Below are 26,262 nucleotides of genomic sequence, written 5' to 3'. Positions count from 1 at the left end.
AACTCATGTGCGTGGCTGCCTACCCATCCCGGCTCCAGCATGCGTGGAGGCCACCACTGTGCGTCCGGCACGTCCGCCCTCGGCCTCGGGTCGGGGAGGCGGCTGACCGTGGGGTCCCCGTCCGGTGCGCCCAGGTGACGCACGTAGACGTGGTTCGAGGGGACCGAAGCGATGACTGGGCTCAACTGAGTGCCTTTCAGGGCAGGCACACCGCGCGCCGAGTGAGGGGGCGCCGGCGCGGAGGGGGGCCGCGTTTCTGGAGCCACCACACGGTGGGTACCCGTTCGGGCAGGGCCTCAGACGTCGGCGCGGTATGACCGCCTCGGCGCTGGGTAGGGGAGCGTCATGGAGCCGACCCCTGGGACCGACGAGGCACTCGAGGAGCTCGAGAGGTACGGCGACACCAGGCTCCGGGAGGACCTGCGGCGCCTGGTCGACGAGGCGAGGCGGAGGGTCCCCGAGCTGATGGGGGTGAGCCTGGGCCTGCTGGTCGACAACCTGGTGCTCACCTACGTGGCGAGCGACCTGGACGTCGCGGTGCTCGACGGCATGCAGTACCTCGAGGCCGGCCCCTGCACCCGAGCGGCCCTGACGGCAGACGTCATCGAGACGACCGCGGATAGCCTCTTCGACGAAGAGACCTGGCAGACGTTCGCGCTGGCGACCGCGGCCCGTGGGGTGCGCAGCAGCCTGTCCCTGCCCTTCCTGCGCAACGGCGTGGTCACCGGTGGCGCCAACTTCTACGGCTCTGGCCACCGGACCTTCGACGGTCACGTCGAGCACCTCGCAGCCCTGTTCGGGGCGTGGCCCGCGGGCGCGGTGCACAACGCAGACCTCGAGTTCCGGACCAGGATCGAGGCCACGCGTGGCGTGTCGAACCTCAGGGAGGCTCGCATGGTCGACCAGGCCATCGGCGTCCTGATCGCCGAAGGCGTCTCCGACCCGAACGAGGCCGAGACCCGTCTGCGCGAGGCCGCGGCGCGGGCCGGGGTCCCCATCGGTGTCCTCGCCCGTGCCGTGGTGGAGGCGTACGCGGGTGCAGGAGACACCGACGAGACGGACCCGCACGACTGACCTCCGAGCTCGGCGACGGGAGTCCAGGACGCGGTCCCGGAGCCTGCGCTGATGTCGGACAGGGTGTCAGGGCTCGTTGAGCTCGTCGGGCGAACCCGTGGACACCGTTGTCGTGCCGACCTTCTCGCCGATGGCGAGATGCCCACCTAGGTATGCCGACAGACCCGCCACCGAGAGCCCGGCCAGTCCCAGCGCCACCCCGCGGCGACGGTGGCGTGGCCGCGCGGCCCACGAGGCGGCATACAGCCCCAGCGACACGACGTTGAGCCCGGCGTGCACGACCGCGACGCGACGCGGTCTCGACCCGATACCGGCGTACTCGGCCACCCCGGTCAGCGCGGCGGCCGGCGCCGTGGCGAGTCCGGCGCCGACGAGGCGTCGGGACGCGGCCGCGGCGCCGGGTCCACCGACGAGGTCGAGCAGCGCCGACGACGTCCAGAAGCCGATCGGCAGGTCGGTGACGAAGGGGTGGGCGGCGTGGCCCATGGCCTCACCGGTGACGAGGCGGCGCCAGGCGCCGGTGCCGCGGAGGTGGGCGGAGAGGGGCGCGAGGGCGGTGGCGGCCGCATCGAGCGAGGGGCGACCCTCCACGAGCCGCTCGACGAGACCGACGGCGGGACCCGGCCCGGACGTCGTGGTGTGTGACGGTTCCATGCCGGGCCCCTACCCGGTCGGCAGGTGCTCGAACGCCGACCGTCAGGAGATGACGGCGTCGACGGCCTTCTTCATGGCGCTCGGCTGCTCGGGACGGCGCGGTGCGCGCTTCCTCGCCTCGAGCAGCTCCTCGCCGAGCTCCTGCAGCTGCTTGCGGCCGAGGCCTTCACGCACCTTGGGGAACCACTCCTGCTCCTCCTCCTCCATGTGGTGCTCCACGTTCTCGATGAGGACGGTGGTCTTGGCGTCGAAGCGCTCGTCGGTGGCGTCCATCGTGGCCAGCTCCATGCACAGCACGTCCGCGACGTGGTGCTCCTCGTACGACTCGAGCACGTCGTCCTCGAGGTCGGGCAGCAGCTGCCGGACTCGCGGGTACATCACCTCGTTCTCGACGTAGGTGTGCACGGTCAGCAGCTCGAGGATCGAGTCGACGATGGTCTGCTTCTGGACCGGCGTGAGGCCGGCCTTGCGGAAGGCCCGGAACTGCTTGCGCACCTCCTGGTGGTCGTTCTTCAACAGGACGATGGCGTCGTGGGACATGGCGCTCCTCGGGGCGGTGACGGGGTGGCCCGGCTCCCGGGCCCAAACCGTCCTTACCCAGCCCAACCATCCCTCGTACCCCGCGCCAGCACATTCAGATCAGGGGGTCGACGGGCGCTTGAGCCCCACAACCTTGGGTACCCCAACCGCGTGACAGCATCGCCCGCCACATCGTGGCTCGAGAACGGGGCCGCACGGTGGGCGACCGATGAAGGGACAAGGATCCATGACCGAACGACCTTATGAGACAACGGTTCCCGATGACCTGACCTCCGGGGCTTCGTCGACGTCGGGCCTGTCGGCCGCGGGTGGAGGCGCCAGCTCGCTCGGTGCCTCCTCCACGGGCGGCCAAGGATCGGGCTCGACGGCAGCGACCGCCGGTGAGGAGGCGAAATCGGTGGCGTCCGACGCCGCCGACAGCGGGCGCCACGTTGCCGAGACCGCGGCCTCGGGCGCCAAGGACGTCGTGTCCGAGGCCACCACGCAGCTGCGCCAGCTCTTCGACCTGGTGCGTACGGAGCTCGACGGCCACGCGTCCTCCCAGGGCCAGCGTGCCGTCGGGGGCCTGCGCTCGCTCGCGGACGAGCTGCGCCAGATGGGCTCCAGCTCCCAGCAGCAGGGCATCGCCGGAGAGGCGGCACACCAGGCGGCCGACCGTGCCTCGTCCTTCGCCGACTGGCTCGACAACAGGCAGCCGGGCGAGATCCTGGACGAGGTGCGCTCGCTGGCCCGCCGACGCCCCGGGGCCTTCCTGCTCGGGGCTGCCGCCATCGGCCTGCTGGGCGGCCGCCTGACGCGCGGGCTCTCCGCGGGTGGTCCGGACCAGCAGACCTCCGGTGCGACCGGGTACGCCCCGGGGGCGCAGGACGCGGTCGCCGGCTACCCGTCGGGTGGCTCCATGGGCGCATACCCGACAGGTGCCACCTCGGTGGGTGTCCCGCCGGACGTGGCGCCCGTGCGGTCGGAGCCCTACACCGTGGGAGTCCGCGACACCGACACGCACGCGGTCACCACGGCGACCGATGGCCTGACCGATGTCCCGCGCCCGTCCGCGACGGAAGTGCCCTACGGCGAGGGGGAGAGCGGGGCTCGCGGATGAGCACCGTTCCCCGCGACGAGCTCGGCCCCGGCGGTCTCGGCGCCCAAGGTGCTCCGTACGCCGGGCCGCACGAGAGCTCCCACGAGAAGGCCGAGCACGCCTCCATCGGCGAGCTCGTCGGCGACATCTCCCAGGGCCTCAGCACCCTGATGCGCCAGGAGGTCGAGCTGGCGAAGGCCGAGGTACGTGACTCGGCCAAGCGAGCCGGCAAGGCAGCAGGGCAGTTCGGAGCTGCGGCTCTTGCCGGCTGGATGGCCCTCCTGTTCCTGTCGATCGCCGTGTGGGAGTTCCTGTCGAGCGCCCTCGAGAGCCGGGGCTGGGCCGCCGTGATCGTCATGGCGGTCTGGGGCATCGCCGCCGCCGTGCTGGCTGCCGCCGGCCGCAAGAACAGCAAGCAGATCCAAGGACTGCCGCGCACGACCGAGACCGCCAAGCAGGTCCCGAACGCGCTGAAGGGAAACGAGGAGACCTCATGACCATCGAGTACCCGACCACGAACGGGCCGGCGGACGGGCCGGCGAGCAACGACCCCGATGCCATCCGGGCTGACATCGAGCGCACGCGTGCAGGCCTGAGCCGCGACGTCAACGCGCTCGGCGAGTCCGTGACGCCGGGCCACATCGCCCACCGGCAGGCCGAGAAGGTCAAGGGCCGGGCGAGCCGGCTGCGCGACCACGTGATGGGCACCGCCTCGGAGGCGGGCGACAAGGCGTCCGGCGTCGCCCATGGCGTGGGCGACCACGCGTCCGACATGGCACGCGGGGTCACCGACACCGCTCAACAGGCGGGACACACCGTCCAGCGCAAGACGCAGGGCAACCCGCTCGCTGCTGGCCTCGTGGCCCTCGCCGCAGGCTGGCTCGTGGGATCGCTGCTGCCGGCGTCCGAGAAGGAGCGCCGGCTGGCTGAGTCCGCGAAGGACCGAGCGCAGCCGGTGCTCGAGGAGGCGCAGAGCACGGTCAAGGACGTCGCGAGCGAGTCCGCAGACCGCCTCAGGCAGCCTGCGCAGGAGGCCGTGGAGTCCGTCAAGGACACCGCACGCTCGGCTGCCGACGACGTCAAGCAGGAGGGGCAGCAGGCTGCCAGCGACGTACGAGACAGCGCGTCCCAGTCGGCGGGCACCGTCAAGGACCAGGCCCAGGGCTGACGGCGACGCCGTCGACGCGTGTGACGAGGGGCCGGGCGCTGGGAGCGCCCGGCCCCGCTCGCACGCCACCCGTCTCCGAGCGCCACGGGTCGGCGACGGCAGCGACGGTTTCGATGCGCTTGCGCCAAGACCGCATCGGGAGAGACCGAGGAGATCTCGACCCAGGCACTCGTCGTCCCAGCAGCCCACGGGCTCGGCGTCAGCGACGGCTGCGGAACAGGGAGGTGGTCGTCGCCACCGCAGCCCGCAGCCCTGAACCATGGCCGCCGCCGAGCCGGTTGCCCTCGGGCGCACTCTGCGCGACGTTGCCCGCCTGGGCGGGCAGGCGCGTCAGGGGGTCGGACGCGAGACGGGCGAAGAGCGGGCCGACCCAGGCGTCGTACACGCGTGGAAGGAGGGTGAAGCCGAGGCGCGTCACTGCGTCGAGGCCCCCTCCGTGGACGACCGGCCTGGGGTGGTCGAGTGTGCACACGACGACTCGTGCCGCCTTGTCGGCCGACCAGACCACCGGGGGCGGCCGCCCGGCCGGCCCACCCGCGTACGCCGCCTGCCGGTAGATCTGGGCACGCATGCCCGGCAGGGCGTGCCGGAGCACGTTCGCCGACCCGAGCAGGTTGGTGGCGACCACCCCGTCGAACAGCGACGCCTCCAGCTCGTCGAGGCGGCCGTACGCCACGACGCCCGCGCTGGACACGACGGCGTCGAGCGGCCCCCGCGACGCGGTCAGGTCCTCGAGCGAGCGGCCCACAGCAGCGTCGTCGCGCACGTCGACGGGCACGGTGCCGACCCACGCGGCCCCGAGGGCGAGGCGCTGCCCCGACGCGCCAGCCGGTGCGCGGTGGCGAGGCCGACACCGCTCGAGGCGCCCGTCACGAGGACGAGCGGGGCCGGCCCGGGGAGCCTCGGTGGTGTCTGCACCCCTGCGCCGTGCCCGCCGCGTGCCCGGTCGTAACGCGTTTGCTCGTCCCGCGGCCCGGGTAGGAGACGAGCGGCAGCGCACCGGCCATCGAGAGGACGACGTGACGACGACCGACGCCGTGGTGATCGGCAGCGGACCCAACGGCCTCGTGGCCGCCAACCTTCTCGTCGACGCGGGCTGGTCGGTGGTCGTGCTCGAGGAGCAGGACCGTCCCGGTGGCGCGGTGTGGAGCGACGACACCGTCGCCCCCGGCCACGTGCATGACACCTTCAGCTCGTTCTACCCGCTCGCGGCGGGCTCCCCGACGATCCGTGGCCTCGAGCTCGAGCAGCACGGACTCGAGTGGGTGCAGGCGCCGTCGGTCGTCGGGCACTCCTTCCCGGGCGGTCGGTGGGGGGTGCTGCACCGCGACCGGCACGACACCGCGGTCTCGCTCGATGCCGACTGCTCCGGCGACGGCGAGGCCTGGCTGAAGCTCTGCGAGACGTGGGACCGCGTCGGCGACGACCTCATCCGCTGCCTCCTGACCCCCTTCCCACCCGTCCGGGGAGGTGCCGGCCTGGCCCGCCGGGTCCTTCGGCCCGGCGGGTTCGAGCTCGTGCGCGAGATGCTCATGCCGGCGCGCACGCTCGTGGAGAAGCTGTTCGGCGGCGAGGCGGCGCGACTGCTCGTCGCGGGCAACGCGGCGCACGCCGACATCGGACTGGAGTCGCCGGGGTCGGCCGCCATGGGCCTGCTCCTCGTCCTGCTCGGCCAGAGCGTGGGATTCCCCGTGCCCCGCGGTGGGGCGGCGAGCTTCTCCGGTGCGATGGTGCGCCGTCTCGAGCAGAAGGGCGGCGAGCTGAGTCTCGGCGAGCCGGCCGTCGGCGTACGCGTGGAAGGTGGGCGGGCGGTCTCCGTGCGCACCGCGGGGCGGGAGATCACGGCTCGGCGAGCGGTGCTCGCGGACGTGTCGGCGCCGGCGCTGTACGGCGGGCTGGTCGGGTGGGACGACCTGCCCGCGAGGCTGCGTCACCGCATGCAGCGGTTCGAGTGGGACCCCTCGACGGTGAAGGTCGACTGGGCGCTCGACGCCCCGGTGCCGTGGGAGGGCGCGCCAGAGTCGATGCCCGGGACGGTGCACGTCGCCGACTCCCTCGACCAGCTGTCGCTCACCGGCGCCAAGGTGGCGGCCGGCCTGGTGCCCGAGCGACCGTTCCTGCTCGTCGGCCAGATGGGGGTCGCCGACCCCACGCGCGTGCCGGCCGGGGGAGAGTCACTGTGGGCGTACACCCATGTGCCGCAACGCGTCCGTGGTGACGCCGCCACCGACGGCGACGGGCTACCCAGGGTTCGCGGCACGTGGGACGACGCAGACCTGGAGGCCATGGCCGAACGGGTGGAGGCCCGCATCGAGAGCCGGGCGCCGGGCTTCCGCAACCGCATCACGGCGCGCCGGGTGCTGGGTCCGAGACAGCTGGAGGCCCTGGACAGCAACCTTGCCGGTGGCGCCATCAACGGCGGCACGGCGGGCTTGCACCAGCAGCTCGTCTTCCGCCCCGTCGCAGGGTCGGGCCGGGCCGAGACGCCCGTCCGCAACCTCTACCTCGCCTCTGCCTCGGCGCACCCGGGGGGCGGGGTGCACGGCGCCTGTGGCTCCAACGCGGCCAGAGCGGCCCTGTGGCACAACCGATTCCGCACATCCTGGAGGCGAACGTGAGCACGACCAGACGGATCATCCACGCCCCACCCGAGAGGGTCTTCGACGTCCTGGCAAACGGCTGGAGCTACAGCCAGTGGGTCGTGGGCGCGTCGCGCGTGCGCGACGTGACACCGGGATGGCCCGCAGAGGGCGCCGAGATCCACCACTCGGTGGGCGCCTGGCCGCTGCTCATCAACGACCTCACCACCGTGGTGCGGTCCGAACGCCCCCACCTGCTCGAGCTCACGGTGCGTGCGTGGCCCTCGGGCGAAGGTGTGGTGCGGGTCACCTGCCGCGCAGAGGGCGAGGACACCGAGGTCACCATGGAGGAGGACGCCAAGAAGGGCCCGGCGCTGCTCGTCCCACGCGTCCTGAGAGACCTTGCCCTCGACCAGCGCAACCGCGAGGCGCTGGCGCGGCTCGCGATCCTGGTGGAGCGCGCCGGGGCCGACGTGCCATGACCGCGCCGGGAGGCCATCTCGGCCGCTGACCGCCGAGCGGGCCTGCGCGGTGTGGTCAGAGCTGGGCGCGCGCGTGGTCGCTGTGCGTGACGCCCTCGGCGTCCCTGGCGCAGTGGGAGCAGCAGTAGACGTCGTCGCCCACCTCCACCCCGTGGCCGAGGATGCGGCACCCGCACTTGCCACACGCCGGAGCCCAGGCGCTGATCGCGCACTCGAGGCTGTCGTAGGTCGCGGTGCGGTCCCCGCGAGTGATGGTGAAGGACCTGTCGTAGTCGTTGCCGCACATGTCACACCTGGCCATGAGGCACCTCCAATGCTTCGGTCGACGGCGAGTTCCGTTGTGTCGAGGGGATACCCGTGCCGGAGCAGCGGCAAACCCAGGCTCTTCCCCCTCGAGCTTTCTACGTCGAAGTTTTGGTCGGCGGCCCACGGGGTATCGATGTTGCGTGACCACGACCTTGCGCGCGGTGGCGGCTCTCGCGGCTGCCCTGACCCTGACGGCGTGCTCGTCCGTCGACGAGCCCGAGGCGCAGCGGGTCGCCACGGAGTTCGCCCGCCTCGCAGGCACCGACCCGGGTGCTGCGTGCTCCCTGCTGGCCCCGCGAACCCTGCAGCAGGTGACCGAGGACGGCGACGGAGACTGCGCCGAGGGCCTGAGGTCCGACTCTCCCGAGGCGCCCACCGAGGTGACGTCGGTGTCGGTCGCCATCAACGGAGCGCAGGTGGTGATGGCGGGCCAGGTGGTCTTCCTGGCCCGCTTCGACAGCGGCTGGAAGGTGCTGGCTGCGGGCTGCAGCCGGCAGGGTTCCGACGACGCCGTGCCGTACGACTGCAGCGTGAAGGGAGCCTGACGTGAAGGCGATGTTCCTCCTCTACGTCGTCGTGATCGCGGCCGGGTTGGCCGCCGCCTTCGCTGTCGGGTTGGCGGGCCGATGAGCAGGCGACACGAGACCGGTCCGGGCGGAGCCTGGCGGCACCACAGCTTGACGATCGTGTTCGGCCTGCTCCTGCTCCTCTTCGTCGTGGGGCAGGCTGTGGCCGGTACGGCTGAGTACAACGAGACCGCCCGCACGGACGGCGTGCAGCAGATCTCCTTCGCCCGTTACGTCTCCTCGTCGTCGTTCCTCGTCGACCTCGTCGAGAACTGGCAGTCGGAGTATCTCCAGTTCACCCTTTACATCCTGCTCACGATCTGGCTCGTCCAGCGCGGCTCCTCCGAGTCGAAGAAGCCGGGGGAGACGGGGCGCGAGAGCGACGAGGAGCAGCTCGTCGGCCGGTTCGCCAGGCCGGACTCACCCCGCTGGGCGCAGGTCGGTGGCTGGCGGCGCGCCGTGTACTCGCACTCCCTCGTCATCGCGATGACCGTGGTGTTCGTGCTCTCGTGGCTCGCACAGGCCGTGACCGGCCGGGTGGCCGAGAGCGAGCAGCGGATGCGCGACCTGCTCGACCCGGTGTCGTTCGGCGACTACCTGGTGAGCCCTGACTTCTGGTCGCGAACGCTGCAGAACTGGCAGTCCGAGATGCTCGCCATCGCGTCGATGGCCGTCTTCGCGATCTACCTGCGCGAACGGGGGTCACCGGAGTCGAAGCCCGTCGGCATGCCGCACGACGTGACGACGGCAGACGACTGAGCCACCGGCAGCGCGTCCGCGGCACCGCTACGACGACTGACTGGCCCTCAGGAGGCCGTGGTCAGTGGTGGCTCGAGGGTGTCGTCCACGTCCTCGCTGTCGTCGACGAGGTGGTCGTGCAGGCGCACCGTGATGCGGCGCAGGGTGCGGGAGACCTGCATCTGGCTGATGCCGCGGGCATCGCCGATCTCACGCTGGGTCATGCCCTCCACGTAACGCATGAGGAGCAGCTCGCGCTCCCCGTCGTCGAGCTCCGTGAGCGCCTCGGTGAGACAGACACGGTCGTCGGCGCTCTCGAGGGCGTGGTCGTCGCAGGCCAGGAACGCCTCGAGTCCGGGGCGGTCGTCGTCGGCAGGGCTGCAGTCGAGCGAGAGGGGGCTGAACCCGGTCGCTGCCACGTCGACCTCCCGCACCTGCGCGACCGTCGAGCCGACCGCATCGGCGACCTGTGCGTCGCTGGGCGTGCTTCCCGACTGCTGCTCCAGGGCGGCCCGGGTCGCGTTCACGTCGGCTCGCAGCTCCTGCAGCCGACGCGGCGGCCGCACGACCCATCCGCGGTCACGGAACCAGCGCTTCAGCTCGCCGCTGATCGTCGGCACGGCGTAGGCCGCGAACGAGGGCGCGTGTCCGGGCTCGTAGCGCCGGATCGCCTTGACGAGAGCCAGTCTCGCGACCTGGACGAGATCGTCGTGCTCGATGCCCCGGCCGTCGTAGCGGGCGGCCATGCGGGTGCACAGGTCGAGGTAGAGCAAGGTGATCTCTTCCACCACGTGCTCGGCCTCGTGGCCCGACGCGACGGACAGCCGCTGGAACAGGATGGTGGTCTCGGCGTCACGCTCGGCGAACGAGGGACGCAGGTGGGCGGGGTCGGTTGAGTCGGAGAACGCCATGACTCATCTCCCATCGAATGGGTGACGGAGTCGGCGCTGGTGTTGGACCGCTCGGCCACCTCGAGCGTGTCACGAGATGGGGATCCGCGCAATGCCCTCCCTGCGCACGGCCGATTGCGACTGGGCCCCGGGCCGCTGGGTACGAAGCCGGGGACGACACCGAGACCTCAGCAGGAAGGACGTGCCGGGTCAGAGATCGCCGACCGTGCGGACCAGCTCGTGCGCCACGACGACAAGGGCGGATTCCCGGCCCAGCAGCAGGAGCCCCCCGGGCTCACGAGCCAGATGGATCCTGTGCCGGACCACGGCGAGAAGACCTACGGGGGCCACGGCCGGCTGAAGGGTCTGCGCGCGCTCGTGACCGGTGGCGACTCCGGGATCGGTCGCGCGATCTCCATCGCGTACGCCCGTGAGGGCGCGGACGTGGCCATCAGCTACCTGCCGGAGGAGCAGCCGGACGCCGAGGACACGGCCCGCCTCGTCGAGGCGGCCGGGCGCACCTGCGTGCTGCTGCCCGTCGACCTGGTCCACCGCCAGGCGTGCCTTCAGGTGGTCGCGGACGCCGTACGAGGCCTGGGCGGGCTCGACGTGCTGGTCAACAACGCCGGATACCACTGGGACCGCGGCCCGAGCGGGCTCGAAGGTCTCCAGCCCGAGCACGTCGAGCGCGTTCTGCGCACGAACCTGCACGCCGTCATCTGGCTCTGCCAGGCCGCCCTGCCGCACCTCGGGCCCGGCTCCTCGATCATCAACACGACGTCCATCCAGGCCTACGACCCGTCGCCGGCGCTGCTCGACTACGCAGCCACCAAGGCGGCCCTCAACAACCTCACCGTAAACCTCGCGGCAGCACTGGGCCCCAAAGGGATCCGTGTGAACGCCGTGGCGCCGGGACCCATCTGGACGCCGCTCCAGCCGGCAACGCGCGAGGCGAAGAAGATCGAGACGTTCGGGGCCGACACACCGCTGGGCCGAGCCGGTCAGCCGGGAGAGGTCGCCCCGGCGTACGTCTTCCTGGCCTCGCCGTCCGATGCGAGCTACGTGTCAGGGACGGTCGTCGGCGTCACGGGCGGCGGCGCGGTGTTCTGACCGGCGAGCAGCAGCAAGGGCGCCGACCGTGCCGTCGGCGCCCTTGTCGTGAAGGTGCGTTCAGCCGTCGTCGCGATCCCAGGGTGGGGTCTCGTCCATCTTGGCGTAGTACTTCGCCAGGTGACTGCGCACGCGGTCGCGGTCCTTGTCAGGCAGGTCGACGCCACCACGCGAGCCCTGCAGGACCGCGGCGGCCGCCATGACTCCCCGGGGCACGGCCCTCAGCCGGCCGTCGACGACGTCGGCGATGAGCAGCTTGTAGGAAGTGAAGTTGTCCTTCTTCTCGGCGTCGTACCAGACGTGGGCGTCGCGGTACTTCTCGTTCGGCTCGTCATCGGCGCCGGCCCAGCTGCGGACCCGCTTCTCGGCGGCGTCGCCGTCCCACTCGCGGTCGCGATCGGCGAGGGGCAGGTCCTGGAAGCTCGTGACACTCATCGGTTCTCCTTCGCTGTTGGCTGATGGCTGAGCCTGGTGCTCATGCTGTGCCTGGTGCCGACGGCCGGCGGGGCGCCGAACCCAGACCGGTCGTGCGGGCGAGGGGGAGAGGACGACCTTGAGGCAGCCGTCCTGCTTCTCCTGAAAGAGCTTGTAGAGGGCGGGTGCGTCCTCGAGCGACGCACGGTGCGTCGCGAGGGACTCGAGGCCGAACACGTCCTCGTCGCCCCTGAGGATGTCGAGCAGCTCGTCGCTCCACCGACGCACATGGCACTGGCCCATCCTTATGGTGAGGCCCTTGTCGAAGAGGTCCATCATCGGCATCGGGTCGGCCATGCCCCCGTAGACACCGCTGATCGAGAGCGTCCCGCCTCGCCGCACGGCCGCGACTGCGGTGTGGAGAGCAGCGAGCCTGTCAATGCCGAAGCGCTCGATCGCTCCCCGAGCCAGGGGCTTGGGCATGCGGCTTGTCGCGCCGATCGCCCTCTCCGCCAACGGGTTCCCGTGCGCCTCCATCCCCACCGCGTCGATCACGGCGTCGGGCCCGCGACCGTCGGTGAGGTCGATGAGGGCCTGTGGCACGTCGGTGTCCGAGGCATCGACCACCTCGGCGCCGGTGCGGCGCGCGAGCTCGAGGCGGTCGGACACGAGGTCGACACCGATGACCCGCCCGACCCCGCGGTGCAGCGCGCTCCTCACGGCGAGCTGGCCCACCGGGCCGAGCCCGAGGACCGCCAGGGTGTCGTTGCCGTTGACCTCGGCGTACTCCACGGCCTGCCATGCCGTCGGCAGGATGTCGGAGAGGTAGAGGTAGCGCTCGTCGGGACCCTCGGACGGCAGCTCGATCGGCCCGAAGTCGGCGTGCGGCACGCGGACGTACTCCGCCTGCCCACCGGGCACCGCTCCGTAGAGGCTGGTGTAGCCGAACAGGCTCGCCCCCTTGCCCGCCGCCGTGTTCTGCGTGGTCTCACACTGGGCGAAGAGCCCGCGCTGGCACATCCAGCACCGCCCGCACGAGATGTTGAAGGGGACGACGACGCGGTCCCCGGGGGAGAGGGTCGCGACGTCGGGCCCCACCTCCTCGACGATGCCCATGAACTCGTGCCCCAGGACGTCGCCCGGTGCCAGGTAGGGGGCGAGCACCTTGTAGAGGTGCAGGTCCGAACCACAGATCGCCGTCGAGGTGACGCGGACGACCGCATCGGTGGTGTCGACGATCCGTGGGTCGGGTACGTCGGTCACGCGGACGTCCTCGATGCCGTGCCAGGTCAGTGCTCTCACGTCCGGCCTCCTACCCACGGCCGGAGTCCCGGAAACGACGAGGGCGGCGGCCCACGTCCCGACCCACCGACGCCGAGGAGGCACCATGACTGAACATCCCACCGGCACCGACAGCCTCACCGCCACCAGCCCTGTGGCTGTCGTCCTCGGGGCGTCACGCGGCCTCGGTTTCCTCGTCGCCCGCGAGCTGGTCGACCGCGGTCACCACGTCGTCGTGGCTGCACGCGACCGCTCGGAGGTCGACGAGGCCGTCGCCGAGCTGAGCCGCCGAGGTGACGTCACGGGCGAGACCTGCGACGTGCGTGACCGGCACGACGTCGGGGAGCTCGTCGGCCGGGTCGAGCACACGCTGGGCCCCATCGAGGTGCTGCTGACGGTGGCGGGCATCATCCAGGTCGCGCCGGCGGCGACTCTGGTCCTCCACGAGTTCGAGGACGCCATCGACACCATGGCGTGGGGTCCGATCAATGCCGCGATGACCGTGCTCCCGCACATGCGCCGGCGGGGCCGTGGCCGCATCGGGACGGTCACGTCGATCGGCGGGATGGTGTCTCCTCCGCACCTGCTGCCCTACGCCACGGCCAAGTTCGCCGCGGTCGGCTTCTCCGACGGTCTCGCGTCGGCACTGAGCGGAACCGGGGTGACCGCGACGACGGTCGTGCCGGGGCTCATGCGTACGGGAGGTCACGAGCATGCGAGGTTCGGCGGAGACGCGGCCGCAGAGTACTCGTGGTTCGCACCGGCAGCCTCGCTCCCGCTGCTGTCGGTCGATGCGGACCGGGCGGCACGGCGCATCGTGGACGCAGTGCTGGCCGGCAGGCCGATGGTGGTGTTGACGCCCCTCGCCTGGCTGGGCATCCGAGTGCGTGGTCTGGCGCCCGGCATGACCACGCGCCTCATGGGGCTGGCCGGGCGGCTGCTCCCGGCTCCGCCGCAGCGAGGAGGGGCCCGCACGGTCGAGGGCGTAGACGCGCGCCGTCGTGTGGGCTCGCGGGTCGTGCACGTGCTCTCGCGCCTCGGCGACGCCGCTGCCCGCCGCAACCACGAGTGACCGCGCGGCGGCGGGCAACGCAGCCGTGCACGAGGCGCAGGCGAGGCGCTCGCGCGAGCCTGCGTGCATTCCCGGGCCTGAGGGTAAGGGCCGTGTGAGACGTCGAGACCCGAAGGAGGCGCCATGCCGCGCAAGGACCCCGGACCGTCGGTCAAGGACAAGGACATGTACGAGGCTCTCCGCGACGACGGTGCGAGCAAGGAGAAGGCTGCCCGCATCTCGAACGCCGCCGCCGGGAGCTCTCGCTCGAAGGTGGGTCGAAAGGGCGGCCGGGCGGGGGACTACGAGGACATGAGCAAGGACCAGCTGATGGACCGTGCCCGCGACATCGGCATCAAGGGGCGGTCGAGGATGACCAAGAAGGAGCTCATCTCCGCTCTGCGCAACCACTGACCCCTGCGACCCCAGCCCGAGAAGGCCAGCAGCACCTGGACCTCGAGCGCCGGCGGCGTCGGGGCGACAGCCGTTGCGGCCGTTGCGGCCGCGACCGGAAGGGTACGGGGCGAAGGACGAACCACTCCACCGCACCCGATCGAGAGGTTGCCCGATGACGCTGACCGCCGTCGCCCTCAACTGCACGCTGAACCCGACACCGGCGGAGTCGAGCACCGAGCTGCTGGCCCAGCAGGTGCTGGACGCTCTCGCCGAGCACCACGTGACCGGTTCGATGGTCCGCGTCGTGGACCACGACGTGCGGCCGGGAGTCGACCTCGACATGGGGGAGGGGGATGCGTGGCCCGGCATCCGCGAGCAGGTCATGGCGAGCGACATCCTGGTCCTCGCCACGCCGACGTGGCTGGGACAGCACAGCAGCGTGTGCCAGCGCGTCCTCGAACGGCTCGACGCGGAGCTGTCGGAGAAGGACGACGAGGGCCGCCTGCAGACGTACGGCAAGGTCGCGGTCGTGGTGGTCGTCGGGAACGAGGACGGTGCGCACCACGTCAGCGCCGTCTGCTTCCAGGCGCTCAACGACGTCGGCTTCACCATCCCGGCCGGCGGGGTCACCTACTGGAACGGCGAGGCCATGCACGGCACGGACTTCAAGGACCTCCCGGAGACGCCTGACGCCGTCGCGAGCACGACGAAGACCTTGGCCGCGAACGCTGCCCATCTCGCCGGCCTCCTCGCCGCCAACGCGTACCCGCCGTCGGCCGACGGCTAGCTGTGATGTCCGGTCCCGCCGGTCAGGGGCCCGGGGGGTCTTGGAGGTCATGCCGGCCGAGGCGGCGAGCCCAGCGGTACGCGGGCTCACGCATCGCGACCACCCAGGACGGTGGCCTGGTGCCGGACAGCTCGTTGACGATCGGGTCGAACCGCTGCTCGTCGGCCGGCTGCTCGTGCAGCAGGTCGATGAGCCCGACCGGCTGCCAGTCCCCGCCATCGGCAGCCACGGCGAGCTCGTACTGCCGTGGCTCGGCCTCGCGGCTCGTCGGACGCACGAGCAGCACGAGCGAACGTCCTCCGGCCGTCGTCGGCAGCAGCGTCGTGAGGGGGCGCTCGGTCGCGTGACGGACGGGTCGCAGCACGTGTCGGGTCGCCCGTCCCGTGCCCGTCGTCGCGAAGAGCAGGTCGGCGGGCCCGGAGTGCGAGCCGGCGCCGGGAAGCCGCAGCGCCAGGCCACCGACGTCCCACCACCCGCTCGGCATCCCGAGCGCCCGTGAGACCCGCACCGTGCACGCGTGCGCGCCACGGTCCTCGAGCACCGCGACCCCGAGGTCGGGTAGTGGCGCGTCGACCCGCAGTCGTGCAGCCCAGGTCGTGCCGGCCGCGTGGAGCGGCTTGCGGCGGGTGACCGCGGCGACCGCGCCCAGGGCTGCGGCGAGCGCGGCGCCGAGGGCCCGCGGGGGACCTCCAGGCACGTCCGCCCGGTCTGCGCCGCTGGGCCGGTGCTCGGCAGCACGCCGCGGTCCCGCGGGTCCGCTGAGGGAGAGGCGAGCGATCACGCCGTACTCCTACCCATCCGGCAGACGTCCGACGCCGGGCAGGTTCGGCGCGGACGCCCCGAAAGCGCCTTCCGGGCTCGTCCCGCGTCATGCGTACCCGCCGGAGGCGTCGTCAGGGGTGAAGAGCCCGGACGCCGTGGGCCAGGTCATCCGGCAGCGGCGCTCGGGAAGGAAGGACGAGGATGTCGATCCTGACGCTGACGATGCCCGTGGCCGGGCTGGTGCTGATGCTCACCCTGCAGAGGCTCGAGGACCGGTTGCTCGGGCCGGGTGCCCAGGACGGGCCGGTGAGCCGTCCGCCGCCTGCCGGACCGGGGCGGCCGCCGGGAGCGGTGCTCTGCGCTCTGGGTCCCGCAGCGAGGTCGGGGAGAGGAAGGGCGAGAGCAGCGAGTCGGGCCCGATGTCGAGTGATCGCCGGGCAATGCCCGCGAGGATGTCGGCAACCTGCACCCGGGGGTCGTCGCGCGAGTCGACGGTGACGAGGCCGGCCAACGGCGACACCTGCTCCTCGAGCGGGTCCTCCGGCCCGCCCCAGCCGGCAGCCGGACCGCGCCCCTGCGCGAGGACCCGCTGGAGGCGCCTGAGACGGGTGGCGGTGAGCGCGCTCTGCTCGTCGTGCACCACGCGCACCTGCCGGTGGTTCCCGCTCCAGAACAGCACGGTCTCGGCCAGCGCCGGGAGCATCGGCTCGAGCGGTGGGGGAATGGCCGCGTCGTAGAGGTCCAGTCGCGCCAGGACGGCACGAGTGCGCGTGCGCGTCAGGGAGGCGAGCACCGTTCCGGCTTCATCGTCGAGGCCGGCCGCCAGGGTGTCGCGGGCCCGGAAGAAGGCGTCGACGACGCGTCGGCCCGGCTGCCGCCGCCTCTTGGGGCGCACCAGTTCGACGAAGGCGGTGAGGAAGGCGTCCCAGTCGGCTCCCCTCCGTCGTCCCGCTCGGTAGAGGGCGAGTGCCGCGGGGCGGAGGTGCTGGCTGAGGCGCGTGCCCGCGGCGTACGTCGGCTCGGCCAGCAGGAGGTCGACGACCCGCGTCACGAGGAAGAACTCCTTGTCGACCACCTGCACGTGCGCCCGGTCGGTCAGCGCAGCCAGCAGCGGCTCCCAGACGTCTCTCGCGCGCGGGCCGCGCAGCAGCTGCCCTGACTTGAACTCGCCACGGGGCCAATGGAACCCAGACCTGAGCTCCTCGACGAGCGCGGCGGCCTCGTCGAGGCCGAGGTCGACGCTGGCGTGCGTGAACACCGGAGTGGCGGCATCGAGCAGGTTGCTGCCCGAGAACCCGGACTCGTCGCACGCAATCTCGATGACGGGCAGGACCGGGCTGCCGGCCGTCTCGAGCGGGGGCAGCCCCCCTTGCAGGGGTAGCCGGGGATGCGGGTCCACGGGCCCATGCTCACTCGCCGGGGGGTCGGCCACCAAGGACTTTTCGCCCGGACCGACTCGACGCAGACGCATGGGCCCGATGGTCCGCCGGGCTAGAGCACCTGCGAGAGGAAGCGCTGGAGGCGCTCCGTCCGTGGCGCCTCGAAGACCGCGCCGGGCTCGCCAGCCTCGAGGACGCGGCCCTGGTCCATGAAGAGGACCTGCTGGGCCACCGAGCGAGCAAAGCCCATCTCGTGGGTGACGACGAGCATCGTCATGCCCTCTGCCGCCAGGTCGGCCATCGTGGCCAGGACACCCTTGACGAGCTCGGGGTCGAGCGCGGACGTCGCCTCGTCGAAGAGCATCACCTCGGGCTCCATCGCGAGGGCGCGCGCGATCGCGACCCGCTGCTGCTGGCCGCCCGACAGGGTTCCGGGCCGCACGTCGGCCTTGTGGGCGAGGCCGACACGGTCGAGATGGACGAGGGCTCGCTCGGCCGCCTCATCCTTCGAGAGACCCTTGAGACGCGTCAGCCCGAGGGTGATGTTGGCGCGAACCGTCTTGTGCGGGAAGAGGTTGAAGTGCTGGAACACCATGCCCACCCGCTGGCGAAGCACATCGGGGTCGTCTTTCAGGACGCTGCGGCCGTCGAACAGCACGTCGCCGCTGTCGGGCTCGAGCAACCGGTTGACGACGCGCAGCAGGGTGGACTTGCCGGAGCCGGAGGGCCCGATGACGCAGGCGGTCGAGGCCGCCGGGACGTCGAGGTCGACGCCGCGCAGGACGTGGTTGGAGCCGAAGGAGAGGTGGATGTCGCGGGTGGCCACGCCGACGCCCTCGGCCGGACGACCCGTTCGGGACTCCTGGGTCTGCTGTGTCATCGGGGCTCCTGACTGATCGCGAGCTGGGCACTGGACGCGGAAACCGTTGCGCCGTCAGATCCCTCGGCTGCTGCACCGTCGGCCCGGCGGCCTTCGCGCAGCCTGCGGTCGATGGCGTTGACGACGTGCGTCAGGGGCACCGTGATGAGCAGGTAGAAGAGGCCGGCGAGCACCAGCGCCGACTGGTTGCCGGTGTTGGCTGCTGCGTCCTGCCCGATGCGGAACAGGTCACGCTGGCTCGCGAGCAGGCCGAGGAAGTAGACGAGCGACGACTCCTTGATCAAGGCGATGAACTGGTTCACGAGGGCGGGCAGCACCCGCCGCACGCCCTGCGGGATGACGACCAGCCGCATGCCCGAGGGCCGGCTGAACCCGAGGGCGCGCGCCGCCTCGAGCTGGCCGGCGTCGACGCTCTGGATGCCGGAACGAAAGATCTCGCCGATGTACGCGCTCGCGATGAGCGACAGGGCGAGGATGCCCAGTGGATAGGGGTTGGGGCCCCACATCTCGAGGCCCACGGGCGCGAGACCTACACCGATGAGCAGGATCGTCACGGCGGCAGGCAGCCCGCGGAAGATGTCGGTGTACACGCGTGCCGGCCAGCGCAGCCAGCGCCGTTGCGAGAGTCCGCACACGGCGAGCACCATCCCGAGCACGGTGCCGATGAGAGCCGAGAAGAGGGCCAGGACGAGTGTGTTGGGCAGCCCGACGCTCAGCATGTCTGGTAGCGCGGCGCGCATGGCCTCGGTGTCGAAGAAGGTGTCCCACACGGTTCTCAGGGCATCCATCCGGCCCTCCTCTCGGGGTGTGTGTTGCGGTAGGTGCTGGTTACTGGGCGCTGCCGCTGCCGGGCTTGAAGTCGGCGGGGATCTCACGGCCCGGGTAGTACTGCTTCTGCAGCTTGGCCCAGGTGCCGTCGGCGACGACCTCGTCGATCGCCTTGTCCAGCGCCGCGCGCAGCTTGTCGTTGCCGGGGGCCACGGCGTACGCCATGCCACCGGGGTCGAGCTGCTTGGCCACCGAGAGCACCTTGCCACCCGAGTCGGCGGCGGTCTTCTCGCCGATCTCGGCGGGGGTGATCCAGGCGTCGGCGGTCCCGGCCTTCAGCTGGTTGAGGGCCGCGTTGTAGTCGGGGACGCGCACCGGGTTGAGGTTGGAGCGCGTGGCGTAGTCGTCCTGCACGGTGCCCTGCACGACGGCGACGCGCTTGCCGGCGAGCTGTTCGAACGACGTGATGGTCGAGCCCTTCGGCACGTCGAGGCCGAGGAAGCCGAAGTCGTACTTGTTGGTGAAGTCGACCGTCTTCTTGCGGGCCTCGGTGATGCTGATCGAGGACGACCCGACGTCGAACTTGCGCGTCTTGACCTGTGCGAGCAGCGAGCTGAACTCGGTGCCGACGAACTCGACCTTGAGGCCGAGCTTGCCCGCGGCGGCGGTGAGGAGGTCGTTGTCGAAACCGGTGAACTTGCCGTCCTTGAGGAAGACGTTCGGCGGGGCGTCGGTCAGCGTCCCGGCCCGCAGCACGCCGGCCTGCTGGAGGTCGTACGGGTTGTCGGCCGAGCCCGAGCCGGCTGACGAGCCGCCGCCGCACGCAGCGAGGGACAGGGCGGCCAGGGCGACGACGGAGGCGGTGAGCGTCCGGCGGGACAGGTTCATTCGGGGTTCCTTCGGGGTCGGAGCAGGTCGGATCAGGGCAGGGCGGAGCGGGCCACGAGACGCGGTCGGTTGAACACGGCCGTGGCCCACCCGTCGGCGACGGTGCCGGCTGGAGCGGGTGGCGCGGCAGGTCGTGGCCGTGGACGAGCCGCCTGCCAGCGGGGGCGGCGGCCGACCGCGGCCGGAGCGCAGTCTCCTGCACCAGGATCGCGCGATCCGTCGCGAACATCAGGTTATAGGAGGCCAAACGTCAAGTGATAATCGGCCCCATCGACCGGCTCAAGAAAGGCTCAAGGTCGTCGGGGTAGCGTCGATGCCGTCGAGGGCCGCTTCGAGGGGGTGGAGCCGGTGGGGAACCTCACGATGGTGCGCTGGGTGCGTGCCGCCGTGCTGTCGCTGCTCGTCGTGGCGACCACGCTGGCCGCCCACGTCTCCGGCGGGGGAGCGCTACCCGAGCTCTCGGCGCTGCTGCCGGTATGTGCGCTCGTGACCCTCTCGGCCGCGGCACTGCTCGGCCGGCCCCTTTCGTGGTGGTGGTCCGCAGCCGTGCTGCTGGCCGGACAGGCCGCCTTGCACGGGGTGCTACAGCTGGTGCCTGCCGCCTCCCTGATGGAAGGTCGCGGCGGGCACGTGCCCGGTGACGCGGCGGTGCACGCCGCCCCGGACGCCGGCGGACCGGCCCTGACGGCCTGGGTCGACGGCGGCCTCGACGCCCGGATGGCCGCGGCCCACCTCGGCGCCGCGCTGCTCGTGGGCGCCTGGCTCGCTGCGGGCGAGCGTGCCGCCTGGTCTCTGGCGGCACTCGCACTCGGCACGATGAGAGCTGCCTGGCTCCGGATGCGCCACGCCCTGGGCGCCTCGCTCGCGACCTCGTTCGTCCGGACCGGGCTGCCCTCGTGGCCTGCCGTGCCCGTGGCGCTCACGTTCGACCCTGCGGGTACGGGGATCACCCGTCGCGGGCCGCCGGAGCGAGGCTCCGCCCGCCCCCTGTAGACGAGTCTCGTAGCGGCGCGTCGGAGGGGGCTGTGGCGCGACGTCATCCAGCCATGAACCCTGCAGACCCATCGCCAGAATCGAGCCCTGTCATGTTCCAGAACTCACGAACCACCCTGCGTCGCAACATCACTCGCATCGGAGCAGGCGCCGGCGTGGCCCTCGCCACCGCGCTCGCACTGCCGGGCACCGCCTCGGCCCACGTCAGCATCCAGCCCGGCACCGTCGAGGGAGGAGAAGGTGCGGTCATCGCGGTCCGGGTGCCCAACGAGCGGGACGACGCGAGCACCACCCGGCTGAGACTGGTCCTACCCGCCGACAACCCGATCGGGTCGGTGCGCACCACCGAGCTGCCCGGGTGGAAGGCGACCACCGCCACACGCAAGCTGGCCCAGCCGATCGACGTGTTCGGCCGCAAGGTCGACACGGTGGTCTCGCAGGTCACCTGGACCGCCACCGACGGCGTCGGCATCCGCCCCGGCCAGTACAAGGACTTCAACCTCAGCCTCGGGCCCCTGCCCGAGTCCGGTCATCTCGTCTTCACCGCCCTGCAGACATACTCGGGCGGTGAGACGGTCAGCTGGAACGAGGTGAGCGCCGACAAGACCGTCGAGCCCGAGCACCCTGCCCCGGTTCTCGAGATCACCCCGCAGGCGGCGCCGACGGCAGCGCCCGGCGCCACCGGGGCCACCACCGCCAACACGGCCAGCACGGCTCCCGCCGGTGCCTCCGACACCTCCGGCACCGCCTCGCTCGCCCTGTCCGGGGCAGCCCTGGCCGTGTCGCTGTTCGCGGCCACGCTCGCCTGGCGTCGGGGTCGTGCGGCGACGCCGCTGGCAGCCGCGCCGGGCGCAGCCCCGCCCGTCGAGGCCACGTCGTCCGAACCGGCAGCCGAGGACGCGCGGCCCTGACCGGGCCGGTGCCCTGCCATGCAAACCTCACGACGTCTGGTGCGCCTCGTCCTGGCAACCCTCGCGCTGGCCTTCTCAGGCATCGTGCTCGCGACCCCGGCCTGGGCCCACGCGGAGCTCGTCAGCAGCACACCCGCCAACGGGACCCGTCTCGAGGCGCCCCCTCCGTCGATCCAGCTGACCTTCACCGAGTCGGTGGACCTCGTCGACGGCGGCCTACGCCTCCTCGACGGCGCAGGCCGCACGGTCTCGACATCGCAGCCCGTGGCGACGGGGCACACGGTCACGTGGCCGATGCCGTCGAGCCTGGGCAAGGGCGCCTACGTCGTGACGTGGCGCGTGGTCTCCTCGGACGGCCACCCCGTCGACGGCGCCTTCACCTTCGGCATCGGGACCGCCCCGTCGGCGCTCCCTGACGCCGCGGGCGCCGCTTCGTCGGGCCGGTCCTCGACCGCTCCGGCATACGTGGTGGTCGCGCGTCTGGGCGGCTACCTGTCGTTGGCCGCCTTTGCGGGTGTCGCCGCGTTCCTGCTGTGGTGCGCCGCGGGCGCGAGGAACGACCCGGCCCTGCAACGCCTGGCGCGCTCCGGGATGGTCGGGGGTGGGGGCTTCGCGCTGGCCAGCTTGCTCGTCCAGGGCCCGTATGCGGCCGGGCGTCCTCTCGTCGATGCGGTCGACCCGCAGCTGGTGCGGGACACCCTGGACACGTCGTTCGGGCTGGCGACGTTGTGGAGACTCGCCCTCTATGGCGTTCTCGCAGCCCTGGCATGGCGGCTGCCGGCGATCACGGGCGGGCCCCGGCGGCGTCTCGTTCCGCTCGCCGTCGCCGGCGTCGCCGTGACGATCGCGGCATCGGGCCATGGAGCTTCCTCGGGTTCTCCCCTCGACCTCGCGGTGGTAGCCGTGCACGCCATGACCGCCGCGGTCTGGGTAGGTGGGCTGGCGGTCCTCGTCATCGTGGGACGCTCTGTCGAGCGGCGTGCCCTGCTCGACTTCTCGCGGCTCGCGATGATCTCCGTGCTGGCCGTGGTCGCGACGGGCCTGCTCAACACGCTCCAGCACGTGAACGCCGTCGAGCAGCTCTTCCTCACGCGCTACGGGCTGCTGCTGCTCGGCAAGCTGGCTCTCGTCGCGACCGCTCTGACGGCCGCTGCGGTGTCGCGCAGTCGGGTGGGACGCAGCGAGTCGCCGCTGCGCTCGGTCCGGGCCGAGGCGCTGCTGACCGTCTGCGTCCTTGGCGTCACGTCCCTGCTCGGCACGACGACACCCCCACCAACGGTCGCTTCAGCAGTCACGACTCGACCAGCCGATCCGGCAGCCACGGTCGACGCCAACCGACAGGTCAGGATCTCTCTCGGAGACGGCCGGGCAGCCGTCCTCGCGGTCCTGCCCGCTACGACCCGTGGCAGCACGCTGCGCGTGCTCGTGACGACCAGCACGGGGGCACCTGCCGCGGTCGCGCGCGTCGCGCTCACGTTGGGCAACCCGACGAGGGGCGTAGGCGCGATCCCGGTCCCGCTCGTCGAGAGGAACGAGTTCTGGGAGGCGCGCTACAGCTTCCCGCTCAGTGGCACGTGGAGGGCCACGCTCATGGTCGAAGGACAGGACCTCAGGGCGGTGGTCGCAGCGGGGGACGTCGAGATCGCGCCCTGAGCCAGCCGCGTCCGGTGGGGCAGCGCTGCCGACTCCCTGCCCCTGGAGTCGGCAGCGCCCACCTCCACCGCAGGGGCGCGGTCGCTGCCCGCAGCGCCCTCATCCGGTGGTCCTCACGCCCGTTGCAAGCGCGGAGGCACAAGGACAACGGTGCCACGCCCTCGGCGCCCCGACCGGGATTTCGCCCAAACACCAACCGGCTCACTTGCACATTTCTTTGGACTTTCTTGCACTAATTCGGGCATTCGCGACCTATTGCCCGATTTCGGCTGGTACACCTTGCACCAGCACCGGTGAGCCCCCGCGCCGGCCGACCTGAGCAGGAGACCCGCATGAGCACACCGACGCTGGTTGACGAAGACACCGCGGTGACGGTGATGACCGGTAGTGAGCGTGCAGCGATGATCGCCCGGCTGACCGAGGCCTGTGACACGAGCGTGGTCGCCCCCGTGCGCAGCCGGCGTCACAGGGCGAACCAGACGGGCCGCTCCTCGGGCATGTGGCGCTGCCAGTGACCCCTCGCGGGTGACGCCCCGGCCGTGACCTGGGTAGCCCCGGGACGGTGAGCCGGGCGACCGAGGGGGTACGCCATCTGTATGTCACCGACCCCCAGCGGCGACAGCCGCGAGCACACCCCTCCCAGCGATCCGGAGTCGCGGGCCGACCCGAACACCGACCCGAACACCGACCCGAACACCGATCGGCGGACCGATCCGCACACCCATCCGCACACCCATCCGGGAGCAGACTCGCGACCGGAGTCGACGCCCCAGGAACCCGAGTCGCCGACCGACCTGTCCAAGCCGTCGTTGATCGGGGTCGTCAAGCGCGCCCGGCGCGAGTTCAAGCGTGACAACCTCACCGACCTCGCCGCCTCGCTGACCTACTACGGCCTCCTCTCCATCGCGCCTGCCCTCGTCGTCCTCGTCGCCGCGCTCGGCCTGCTCGGCAAGGACGCGACCACGCAGGTGATCGACCAGGTGCAGGCCGTGGCGCCGGGGTCCAGCGCCGAGTTCGTCCGCACGCTCATCGGACAGGCCCAGGCCAACCGGACCAGCGCCGGGCTCGGAGCCGTCTTCGGCCTCCTTGTCGCCCTGTGGTCCGCGTCGGGCTACGTGTCCGCGTTCATGCGCGCCTCCAACGTCATCTACGACATCCCCGAAGGGCGCCCGATCTGGAAGACCATCCCCATCCGCATGGGAGTGACGGTCTTCGCCGTCGTCGTGATGGTGGTGAGTGCCGTCATCGTCATCGTGAGCGGCCCGGTGGCCCGGCAGATCGGCCAGCTCGTCGGCGCCGGCGACACGGGACTGATGCTCTGGAACATCCTCAAGTGGCCGGTGCTGCTGCTCCTCGTGTCCGTGCTGTTCGCGGTCCTCTTCTGGGCCAGCCCCAACGCCCGCCAGGGTGGCGTCAAGTGGGTGAGCCCGGGTGGCATCATCGCGGTGCTGATCTGGCTCGCCGTCTCGGGCCTCTTCGCGGTCTACGTCGCCTACTTCTCGTCCTACAACAAGACGTACGGCTCGCTGGCCGGCGTCGTCGTCTTCCTCGTCTGGCTGTGGCTCACGAACATCGCGATCCTGCTCGGCGCCGAGGTCAACGCCGAGCTCGACCGCGGGCGCGCCATCGCGGCAGGTGTGCCGGAGGACCTCGAGCCCTTCGCGGAGCCCCGCGACACCCGCGCGATGTCGGACGTCGACAAGGAGGCGCTGGCCGCGGCCGCCGAACGACGACCGCACTGACCACCGCCCACGGTGGCCGCGTACCCCGGGATGCTCGCGCGTAACCCCCGCCGCGCATGCGTCGTTCTCCGGACGGGGGCCGACTGGAGGACCAGGCGATGTCAGACCACGTTTGCGGAGTGCCGAGTCCCGCACCGCGCCTGCCGTGCTGGACGTGGCCGGCGGCCGAGCTCAGACGACGTCTCACGCGCACCTCACGCGTGGGACGGGTGGGTCGACGCGACCGCCGCGCCGCGGTCTGCCCGCCGCTCGACGGGACACATCGCAACCATCCGGCTTCCGACGGGTGAGGCCGGGCTGCACCGTGGCCCAAGGGTGCTGGGGCTCGCACTGCTCGTCGTCGTGGGTCTGCTGGCTGTGGTGACAGCGGCATCCGCGTCGCCTCTGGCATCGGTGGCGCCCCCGTGACAGACCGAGCCGTGCGGCGGCAGCCCTCGCGCGCAGCGCTGCCCTGACCCGCGAGCGCCACGAGAACATGGCCGCCGCGACTCCCGCGGTGCGTGGTTAGGTGGTCACATGCGCGTGACTCATCTCGGACATGCCTGTCTTCTCGTCGAGCTCGCCGACCGGCGCATCCTGGTCGACCCGGGCAGCTTCTCGACCGGCTTCGAGCAGCTCACCGGTCTCGACGCGATCCTCGTGACGCACAACCACGCCGACCACTTCGACCCGGCGCGCGCGGCGGCTCTCGTGCGCGCGAACCCCTCGGCCACCGTCCACACCGATCCCCTCACGGCGGAGAAGCTGCGCGAAGAGGGTCTCGAGGCGGTCCCGTCGCGCCAGGGGGAGGACTTCGCGATCGGCGACGTGCGAGTGAGCCCGGTGGGCCAGCTGCACGCGTTCAACCACCCCGACATGCCACGCATCCCCAACATCGGCGTCGTCCTCCGGGCCGATGGCGAGCCCTCCCTGTTCCACCCCGGTGACGCCTACGACGGCGAGCCGGGCGACGTCGACGTGCTCGCCCACCCGCTGAGCGCCCCGTGGGCGGCCAGCCGCGACTCGATCGCCTTCGTCGGGCGCATCGCGCCGAAGGTCTTCATCCCCATCCACGACGCGCTGCTCAGCGACGTCGGGCACCGGATGTACTCCGGCCACATCGAGCAGTTCGCGGGTGTCGACGGTCTCACGTACACCCCGCTCCGCGACGCAGAGTCCGCGACGTTCTGACT

At 71.7% G+C, this 26,262-nt stretch carries 29 protein-coding genes and 1 pseudogene; 18 read left to right on the top strand and 12 right to left on the bottom strand.

What is annotated here, in order from left to right:
• The first annotated feature begins 345 nt into the window (after positions 1-345).
• Complete coding sequence (locus ACFQ2V_RS07440; protein WP_386052023.1) at positions 346-1,074, top strand: ANTAR domain-containing protein; 729 nt, start codon at positions 346-348, stop codon at positions 1,072-1,074.
• A gap of 66 nt (positions 1,075-1,140) precedes the next feature.
• Here the strand turns inward: ACFQ2V_RS07440 and ACFQ2V_RS07435 are convergent, their stop codons facing one another.
• Both ACFQ2V_RS07435 and ACFQ2V_RS07430 read right to left on the bottom strand, forming a co-directional pair.
• Positions 1,141-1,728 (bottom strand): DUF2231 domain-containing protein, encoded by a 588-nt coding sequence (locus tag ACFQ2V_RS07435; RefSeq protein WP_386052022.1) that lies wholly within the window; start codon positions 1,726-1,728, stop codon positions 1,141-1,143.
• A 42-nt stretch (positions 1,729-1,770) separates the two neighbouring features.
• Entirely contained in the window at positions 1,771-2,268 is a 498-nt protein-coding gene (locus ACFQ2V_RS07430) for a hemerythrin domain-containing protein (RefSeq protein WP_386052021.1), read from the bottom strand.
• Between the two features lie 226 nt (positions 2,269-2,494).
• Here ACFQ2V_RS07430 and ACFQ2V_RS07425 point away from each other — a divergent pair, with 226 nt between their 5' ends.
• From ACFQ2V_RS07425 to ACFQ2V_RS07415, 3 genes are read left to right on the top strand one after another with little or no spacing between them, the layout of a single operon-like run.
• Positions 2,495-3,367, top strand: a complete 873-nt coding sequence (locus ACFQ2V_RS07425; RefSeq protein WP_386052020.1) for a hypothetical protein — start codon at positions 2,495-2,497, stop codon at positions 3,365-3,367.
• Positions 3,364-3,843, top strand: coding sequence for a phage holin family protein (locus ACFQ2V_RS07420; RefSeq protein ID WP_386052019.1), 480 nt, complete (start codon positions 3,364-3,366; stop codon positions 3,841-3,843). The genes ACFQ2V_RS07425 and ACFQ2V_RS07420 overlap by 4 nt, the downstream gene beginning before the upstream one ends.
• Entirely contained in the window at positions 3,840-4,514 is a 675-nt protein-coding gene (locus ACFQ2V_RS07415) for a DUF3618 domain-containing protein (protein WP_386052018.1), read from the top strand. Before ACFQ2V_RS07420 ends, ACFQ2V_RS07415 begins: the two co-directional genes overlap by 4 nt.
• A 199-nt stretch (positions 4,515-4,713) precedes the next feature.
• Here ACFQ2V_RS07415 and ACFQ2V_RS07410 read toward each other — a convergent pair whose 3' ends face one another.
• Entirely contained in the window at positions 4,714-5,514 is an 801-nt protein-coding gene (locus ACFQ2V_RS07410; RefSeq protein ID WP_386052017.1) for an SDR family oxidoreductase, read from the bottom strand.
• A gap of 19 nt (positions 5,515-5,533) precedes the next feature.
• Here ACFQ2V_RS07410 and ACFQ2V_RS07405 point away from each other — a divergent pair, with 19 nt between their 5' ends.
• Together ACFQ2V_RS07405 and ACFQ2V_RS07400 are read left to right on the top strand one after the other, a co-directional pair.
• Complete coding sequence (locus ACFQ2V_RS07405) at positions 5,534-7,132, top strand: phytoene desaturase family protein (RefSeq protein WP_386052016.1); 1,599 nt, start codon at positions 5,534-5,536, stop codon at positions 7,130-7,132.
• On the top strand, positions 7,129-7,575 hold the full coding sequence (locus ACFQ2V_RS07400; protein WP_386052015.1) for an SRPBCC family protein: 447 nt from the start codon (positions 7,129-7,131) through the stop codon (positions 7,573-7,575). The genes ACFQ2V_RS07405 and ACFQ2V_RS07400 overlap by 4 nt, the downstream gene beginning before the upstream one ends.
• A 55-nt stretch (positions 7,576-7,630) precedes the next feature.
• Here the strand turns inward: ACFQ2V_RS07400 and ACFQ2V_RS07395 are convergent, their stop codons facing one another.
• The gene (locus tag ACFQ2V_RS07395) at positions 7,631-7,876 is read right to left on the bottom strand and encodes a hypothetical protein (protein ID WP_386052014.1); all 246 of its coding nucleotides are present in this window, start codon (positions 7,874-7,876) and stop codon (positions 7,631-7,633) included.
• Positions 7,877-8,021: 145 nt separating this feature from the next.
• Here ACFQ2V_RS07395 and ACFQ2V_RS07390 point away from each other — a divergent pair, with 145 nt between their 5' ends.
• Positions 8,022-8,426, top strand: a complete 405-nt coding sequence (locus tag ACFQ2V_RS07390; protein WP_386052013.1) for a hypothetical protein — start codon at positions 8,022-8,024, stop codon at positions 8,424-8,426.
• An 81-nt stretch (positions 8,427-8,507) separates the two neighbouring features.
• Positions 8,508-9,206, top strand: coding sequence for a DUF6766 family protein (locus tag ACFQ2V_RS07385; protein ID WP_386052012.1), 699 nt, complete (start codon positions 8,508-8,510; stop codon positions 9,204-9,206).
• 47 nt (positions 9,207-9,253) lie between these two features.
• Here the strand turns inward: ACFQ2V_RS07385 and ACFQ2V_RS07380 are convergent, their stop codons facing one another.
• Positions 9,254-10,096 carry a sigma-70 family RNA polymerase sigma factor gene (locus ACFQ2V_RS07380; RefSeq protein WP_386052011.1) on the bottom strand — a complete coding sequence of 281 codons (843 nt, stop codon included), beginning with the start codon at positions 10,094-10,096 and terminating at the stop codon, positions 9,254-9,256.
• Between the two features lie 219 nt (positions 10,097-10,315).
• Between ACFQ2V_RS07380 and ACFQ2V_RS07375 the strand changes: the two genes are divergently transcribed.
• Entirely contained in the window at positions 10,316-11,185 is an 870-nt protein-coding gene (locus ACFQ2V_RS07375) for an SDR family oxidoreductase (protein ID WP_386052010.1), read from the top strand.
• A gap of 537 nt (positions 11,186-11,722) precedes the next feature.
• On the opposite strand, the pseudogene ACFQ2V_RS07370 reads toward ACFQ2V_RS07375, so the two are convergent.
• Positions 11,723-12,901: pseudogene (locus ACFQ2V_RS07370) on the bottom strand (zinc-dependent alcohol dehydrogenase); the annotation flags it as partial.
• Positions 12,902-12,986: 85 nt separating this feature from the next.
• On the opposite strand from ACFQ2V_RS07370, the gene ACFQ2V_RS07365 reads away from it, so the two are divergent.
• From ACFQ2V_RS07365 to ACFQ2V_RS07355, 3 genes are all read left to right on the top strand, one after another.
• On the top strand, positions 12,987-13,952 hold the full coding sequence (locus ACFQ2V_RS07365; protein ID WP_386052009.1) for an SDR family NAD(P)-dependent oxidoreductase: 966 nt from the start codon (positions 12,987-12,989) through the stop codon (positions 13,950-13,952).
• Positions 13,953-14,075: 123 nt separating this feature from the next.
• Positions 14,076-14,345 carry a DUF7218 family protein gene (locus ACFQ2V_RS07360; protein ID WP_386052008.1) on the top strand — a complete coding sequence of 90 codons (270 nt, stop codon included), beginning with the start codon at positions 14,076-14,078 and terminating at the stop codon, positions 14,343-14,345.
• Positions 14,346-14,499: 154 nt separating this feature from the next.
• Positions 14,500-15,114 carry a flavodoxin family protein gene (locus tag ACFQ2V_RS07355; RefSeq protein WP_386052007.1) on the top strand — a complete coding sequence of 205 codons (615 nt, stop codon included), beginning with the start codon at positions 14,500-14,502 and terminating at the stop codon, positions 15,112-15,114.
• Between the two features lie 22 nt (positions 15,115-15,136).
• On the opposite strand, the gene ACFQ2V_RS07350 is transcribed toward ACFQ2V_RS07355, so the two are convergent.
• From ACFQ2V_RS07350 to ACFQ2V_RS07325, 6 genes are all read right to left on the bottom strand, one after another.
• Positions 15,137-15,895, bottom strand: coding sequence for a phosphodiesterase (locus ACFQ2V_RS07350; RefSeq protein WP_386052006.1), 759 nt, complete (start codon positions 15,893-15,895; stop codon positions 15,137-15,139).
• Between the two features lie 112 nt (positions 15,896-16,007).
• Positions 16,008-16,130, bottom strand: a complete 123-nt coding sequence (locus ACFQ2V_RS07345) for a hypothetical protein (RefSeq protein ID WP_386052005.1) — start codon at positions 16,128-16,130, stop codon at positions 16,008-16,010.
• A complete protein-coding gene (locus tag ACFQ2V_RS07340) occupies positions 16,127-17,275 on the bottom strand; it encodes a hypothetical protein (RefSeq protein ID WP_386052004.1) in 1,149 nt (382 codons plus the stop codon). Before ACFQ2V_RS07340 ends, ACFQ2V_RS07345 begins: the two co-directional genes overlap by 4 nt.
• Before the next feature lie 92 nt (positions 17,276-17,367).
• On the bottom strand, positions 17,368-18,135 hold the full coding sequence (locus ACFQ2V_RS07335) for an amino acid ABC transporter ATP-binding protein (protein ID WP_386052003.1): 768 nt from the start codon (positions 18,133-18,135) through the stop codon (positions 17,368-17,370).
• Positions 18,132-18,923, bottom strand: a complete 792-nt coding sequence (locus ACFQ2V_RS07330; RefSeq protein WP_386052002.1) for an amino acid ABC transporter permease — start codon at positions 18,921-18,923, stop codon at positions 18,132-18,134. Before ACFQ2V_RS07330 ends, ACFQ2V_RS07335 begins: the two co-directional genes overlap by 4 nt.
• Positions 18,924-18,963: 40 nt before the next feature.
• Positions 18,964-19,791, bottom strand: a complete 828-nt coding sequence (locus tag ACFQ2V_RS07325; protein ID WP_386052001.1) for an ABC transporter substrate-binding protein — start codon at positions 19,789-19,791, stop codon at positions 18,964-18,966.
• A gap of 348 nt (positions 19,792-20,139) precedes the next feature.
• On the opposite strand from ACFQ2V_RS07325, the gene ACFQ2V_RS07320 reads away from it, so the two are divergent.
• The 6 genes from ACFQ2V_RS07320 to ACFQ2V_RS07295 all read left to right on the top strand — a co-directional run bounded on the left by ACFQ2V_RS07320 (position 20,140) and on the right by ACFQ2V_RS07295 (position 26,260).
• Complete coding sequence (locus ACFQ2V_RS07320) at positions 20,140-20,784, top strand: hypothetical protein (protein ID WP_386052000.1); 645 nt, start codon at positions 20,140-20,142, stop codon at positions 20,782-20,784.
• Positions 20,785-20,876: 92 nt separating this feature from the next.
• Positions 20,877-21,695 (top strand): YcnI family copper-binding membrane protein, encoded by an 819-nt coding sequence (locus ACFQ2V_RS07315; RefSeq protein ID WP_386051999.1) that lies wholly within the window; start codon positions 20,877-20,879, stop codon positions 21,693-21,695.
• An 18-nt stretch (positions 21,696-21,713) separates the two neighbouring features.
• Positions 21,714-23,348, top strand: coding sequence for a copper resistance CopC/CopD family protein (locus tag ACFQ2V_RS07310; RefSeq protein WP_386051998.1), 1,635 nt, complete (start codon positions 21,714-21,716; stop codon positions 23,346-23,348).
• A 332-nt stretch (positions 23,349-23,680) separates the two neighbouring features.
• Positions 23,681-23,863: a hypothetical protein gene (locus ACFQ2V_RS07305; RefSeq protein WP_386051997.1), complete on the top strand. Its 183-nt coding sequence runs from the start codon at positions 23,681-23,683 to the stop codon at positions 23,861-23,863.
• 81 nt (positions 23,864-23,944) lie between these two features.
• Positions 23,945-25,090, top strand: coding sequence for a YihY/virulence factor BrkB family protein (locus ACFQ2V_RS07300; protein WP_386051996.1), 1,146 nt, complete (start codon positions 23,945-23,947; stop codon positions 25,088-25,090).
• A 516-nt stretch (positions 25,091-25,606) separates the two neighbouring features.
• Positions 25,607-26,260 (top strand): MBL fold metallo-hydrolase, encoded by a 654-nt coding sequence (locus tag ACFQ2V_RS07295; RefSeq protein WP_386051995.1) that lies wholly within the window; start codon positions 25,607-25,609, stop codon positions 26,258-26,260.
• Positions 26,261-26,262: the final 2 nt, after the last annotated feature.

The sequence above is a fragment of the Terrabacter terrigena genome, from assembly GCF_042676085.1.
GTDB lineage: Bacteria > Actinomycetota > Actinomycetes > Actinomycetales > Dermatophilaceae > Terrabacter > Terrabacter terrigena.
The sequence above is the reverse complement of the archived record's forward strand: the minus strand, read 5'-3'. Positions and strand labels throughout refer to the sequence as shown.

What these genes read in the sequence shown, in the direction of transcription:
- ACFQ2V_RS07325 (WP_386052001.1), bottom strand. Translation starts at nt 19,791, where the DNA reads ATGAACCTGTCCCGCCGGACGCTCACCGCCTCCGTCGTCGCCCTGGCC.
- ACFQ2V_RS07415 (WP_386052018.1), top strand. Translation starts at nt 3,840, where the DNA reads ATGACCATCGAGTACCCGACCACGAACGGGCCGGCGGACGGGCCGGCG.
- ACFQ2V_RS07310 (WP_386051998.1), top strand. Translation starts at nt 21,714, where the DNA reads ATGCAAACCTCACGACGTCTGGTGCGCCTCGTCCTGGCAACCCTCGCG.
- ACFQ2V_RS07365 (WP_386052009.1), top strand. Translation starts at nt 12,987, where the DNA reads ATGACTGAACATCCCACCGGCACCGACAGCCTCACCGCCACCAGCCCT.
- ACFQ2V_RS07380 (WP_386052011.1), bottom strand. Translation starts at nt 10,096, where the DNA reads ATGGCGTTCTCCGACTCAACCGACCCCGCCCACCTGCGTCCCTCGTTC.
- ACFQ2V_RS07430 (WP_386052021.1), bottom strand. Translation starts at nt 2,268, where the DNA reads ATGTCCCACGACGCCATCGTCCTGTTGAAGAACGACCACCAGGAGGTG.
- ACFQ2V_RS07420 (WP_386052019.1), top strand. Translation starts at nt 3,364, where the DNA reads ATGAGCACCGTTCCCCGCGACGAGCTCGGCCCCGGCGGTCTCGGCGCC.
- ACFQ2V_RS07330 (WP_386052002.1), bottom strand. Translation starts at nt 18,923, where the DNA reads ATGGATGCCCTGAGAACCGTGTGGGACACCTTCTTCGACACCGAGGCC.
- ACFQ2V_RS07355 (WP_386052007.1), top strand. Translation starts at nt 14,500, where the DNA reads ATGACGCTGACCGCCGTCGCCCTCAACTGCACGCTGAACCCGACACCG.
- ACFQ2V_RS07300 (WP_386051996.1), top strand. Translation starts at nt 23,945, where the DNA reads ATGTCACCGACCCCCAGCGGCGACAGCCGCGAGCACACCCCTCCCAGC.
- ACFQ2V_RS07360 (WP_386052008.1), top strand. Translation starts at nt 14,076, where the DNA reads ATGCCGCGCAAGGACCCCGGACCGTCGGTCAAGGACAAGGACATGTAC.
- ACFQ2V_RS07335 (WP_386052003.1), bottom strand. Translation starts at nt 18,135, where the DNA reads ATGACACAGCAGACCCAGGAGTCCCGAACGGGTCGTCCGGCCGAGGGC.
- ACFQ2V_RS07425 (WP_386052020.1), top strand. Translation starts at nt 2,495, where the DNA reads ATGACCGAACGACCTTATGAGACAACGGTTCCCGATGACCTGACCTCC.
- ACFQ2V_RS07305 (WP_386051997.1), top strand. Translation starts at nt 23,681, where the DNA reads ATGAGCACACCGACGCTGGTTGACGAAGACACCGCGGTGACGGTGATG.
- ACFQ2V_RS07435 (WP_386052022.1), bottom strand. Translation starts at nt 1,728, where the DNA reads ATGGAACCGTCACACACCACGACGTCCGGGCCGGGTCCCGCCGTCGGT.
- ACFQ2V_RS07395 (WP_386052014.1), bottom strand. Translation starts at nt 7,876, where the DNA reads ATGGCCAGGTGTGACATGTGCGGCAACGACTACGACAGGTCCTTCACC.
- ACFQ2V_RS07440 (WP_386052023.1), top strand. Translation starts at nt 346, where the DNA reads ATGGAGCCGACCCCTGGGACCGACGAGGCACTCGAGGAGCTCGAGAGG.
- ACFQ2V_RS07295 (WP_386051995.1), top strand. Translation starts at nt 25,607, where the DNA reads ATGCGCGTGACTCATCTCGGACATGCCTGTCTTCTCGTCGAGCTCGCC.
- ACFQ2V_RS07385 (WP_386052012.1), top strand. Translation starts at nt 8,508, where the DNA reads ATGAGCAGGCGACACGAGACCGGTCCGGGCGGAGCCTGGCGGCACCAC.
- ACFQ2V_RS07315 (WP_386051999.1), top strand. Translation starts at nt 20,877, where the DNA reads ATGTTCCAGAACTCACGAACCACCCTGCGTCGCAACATCACTCGCATC.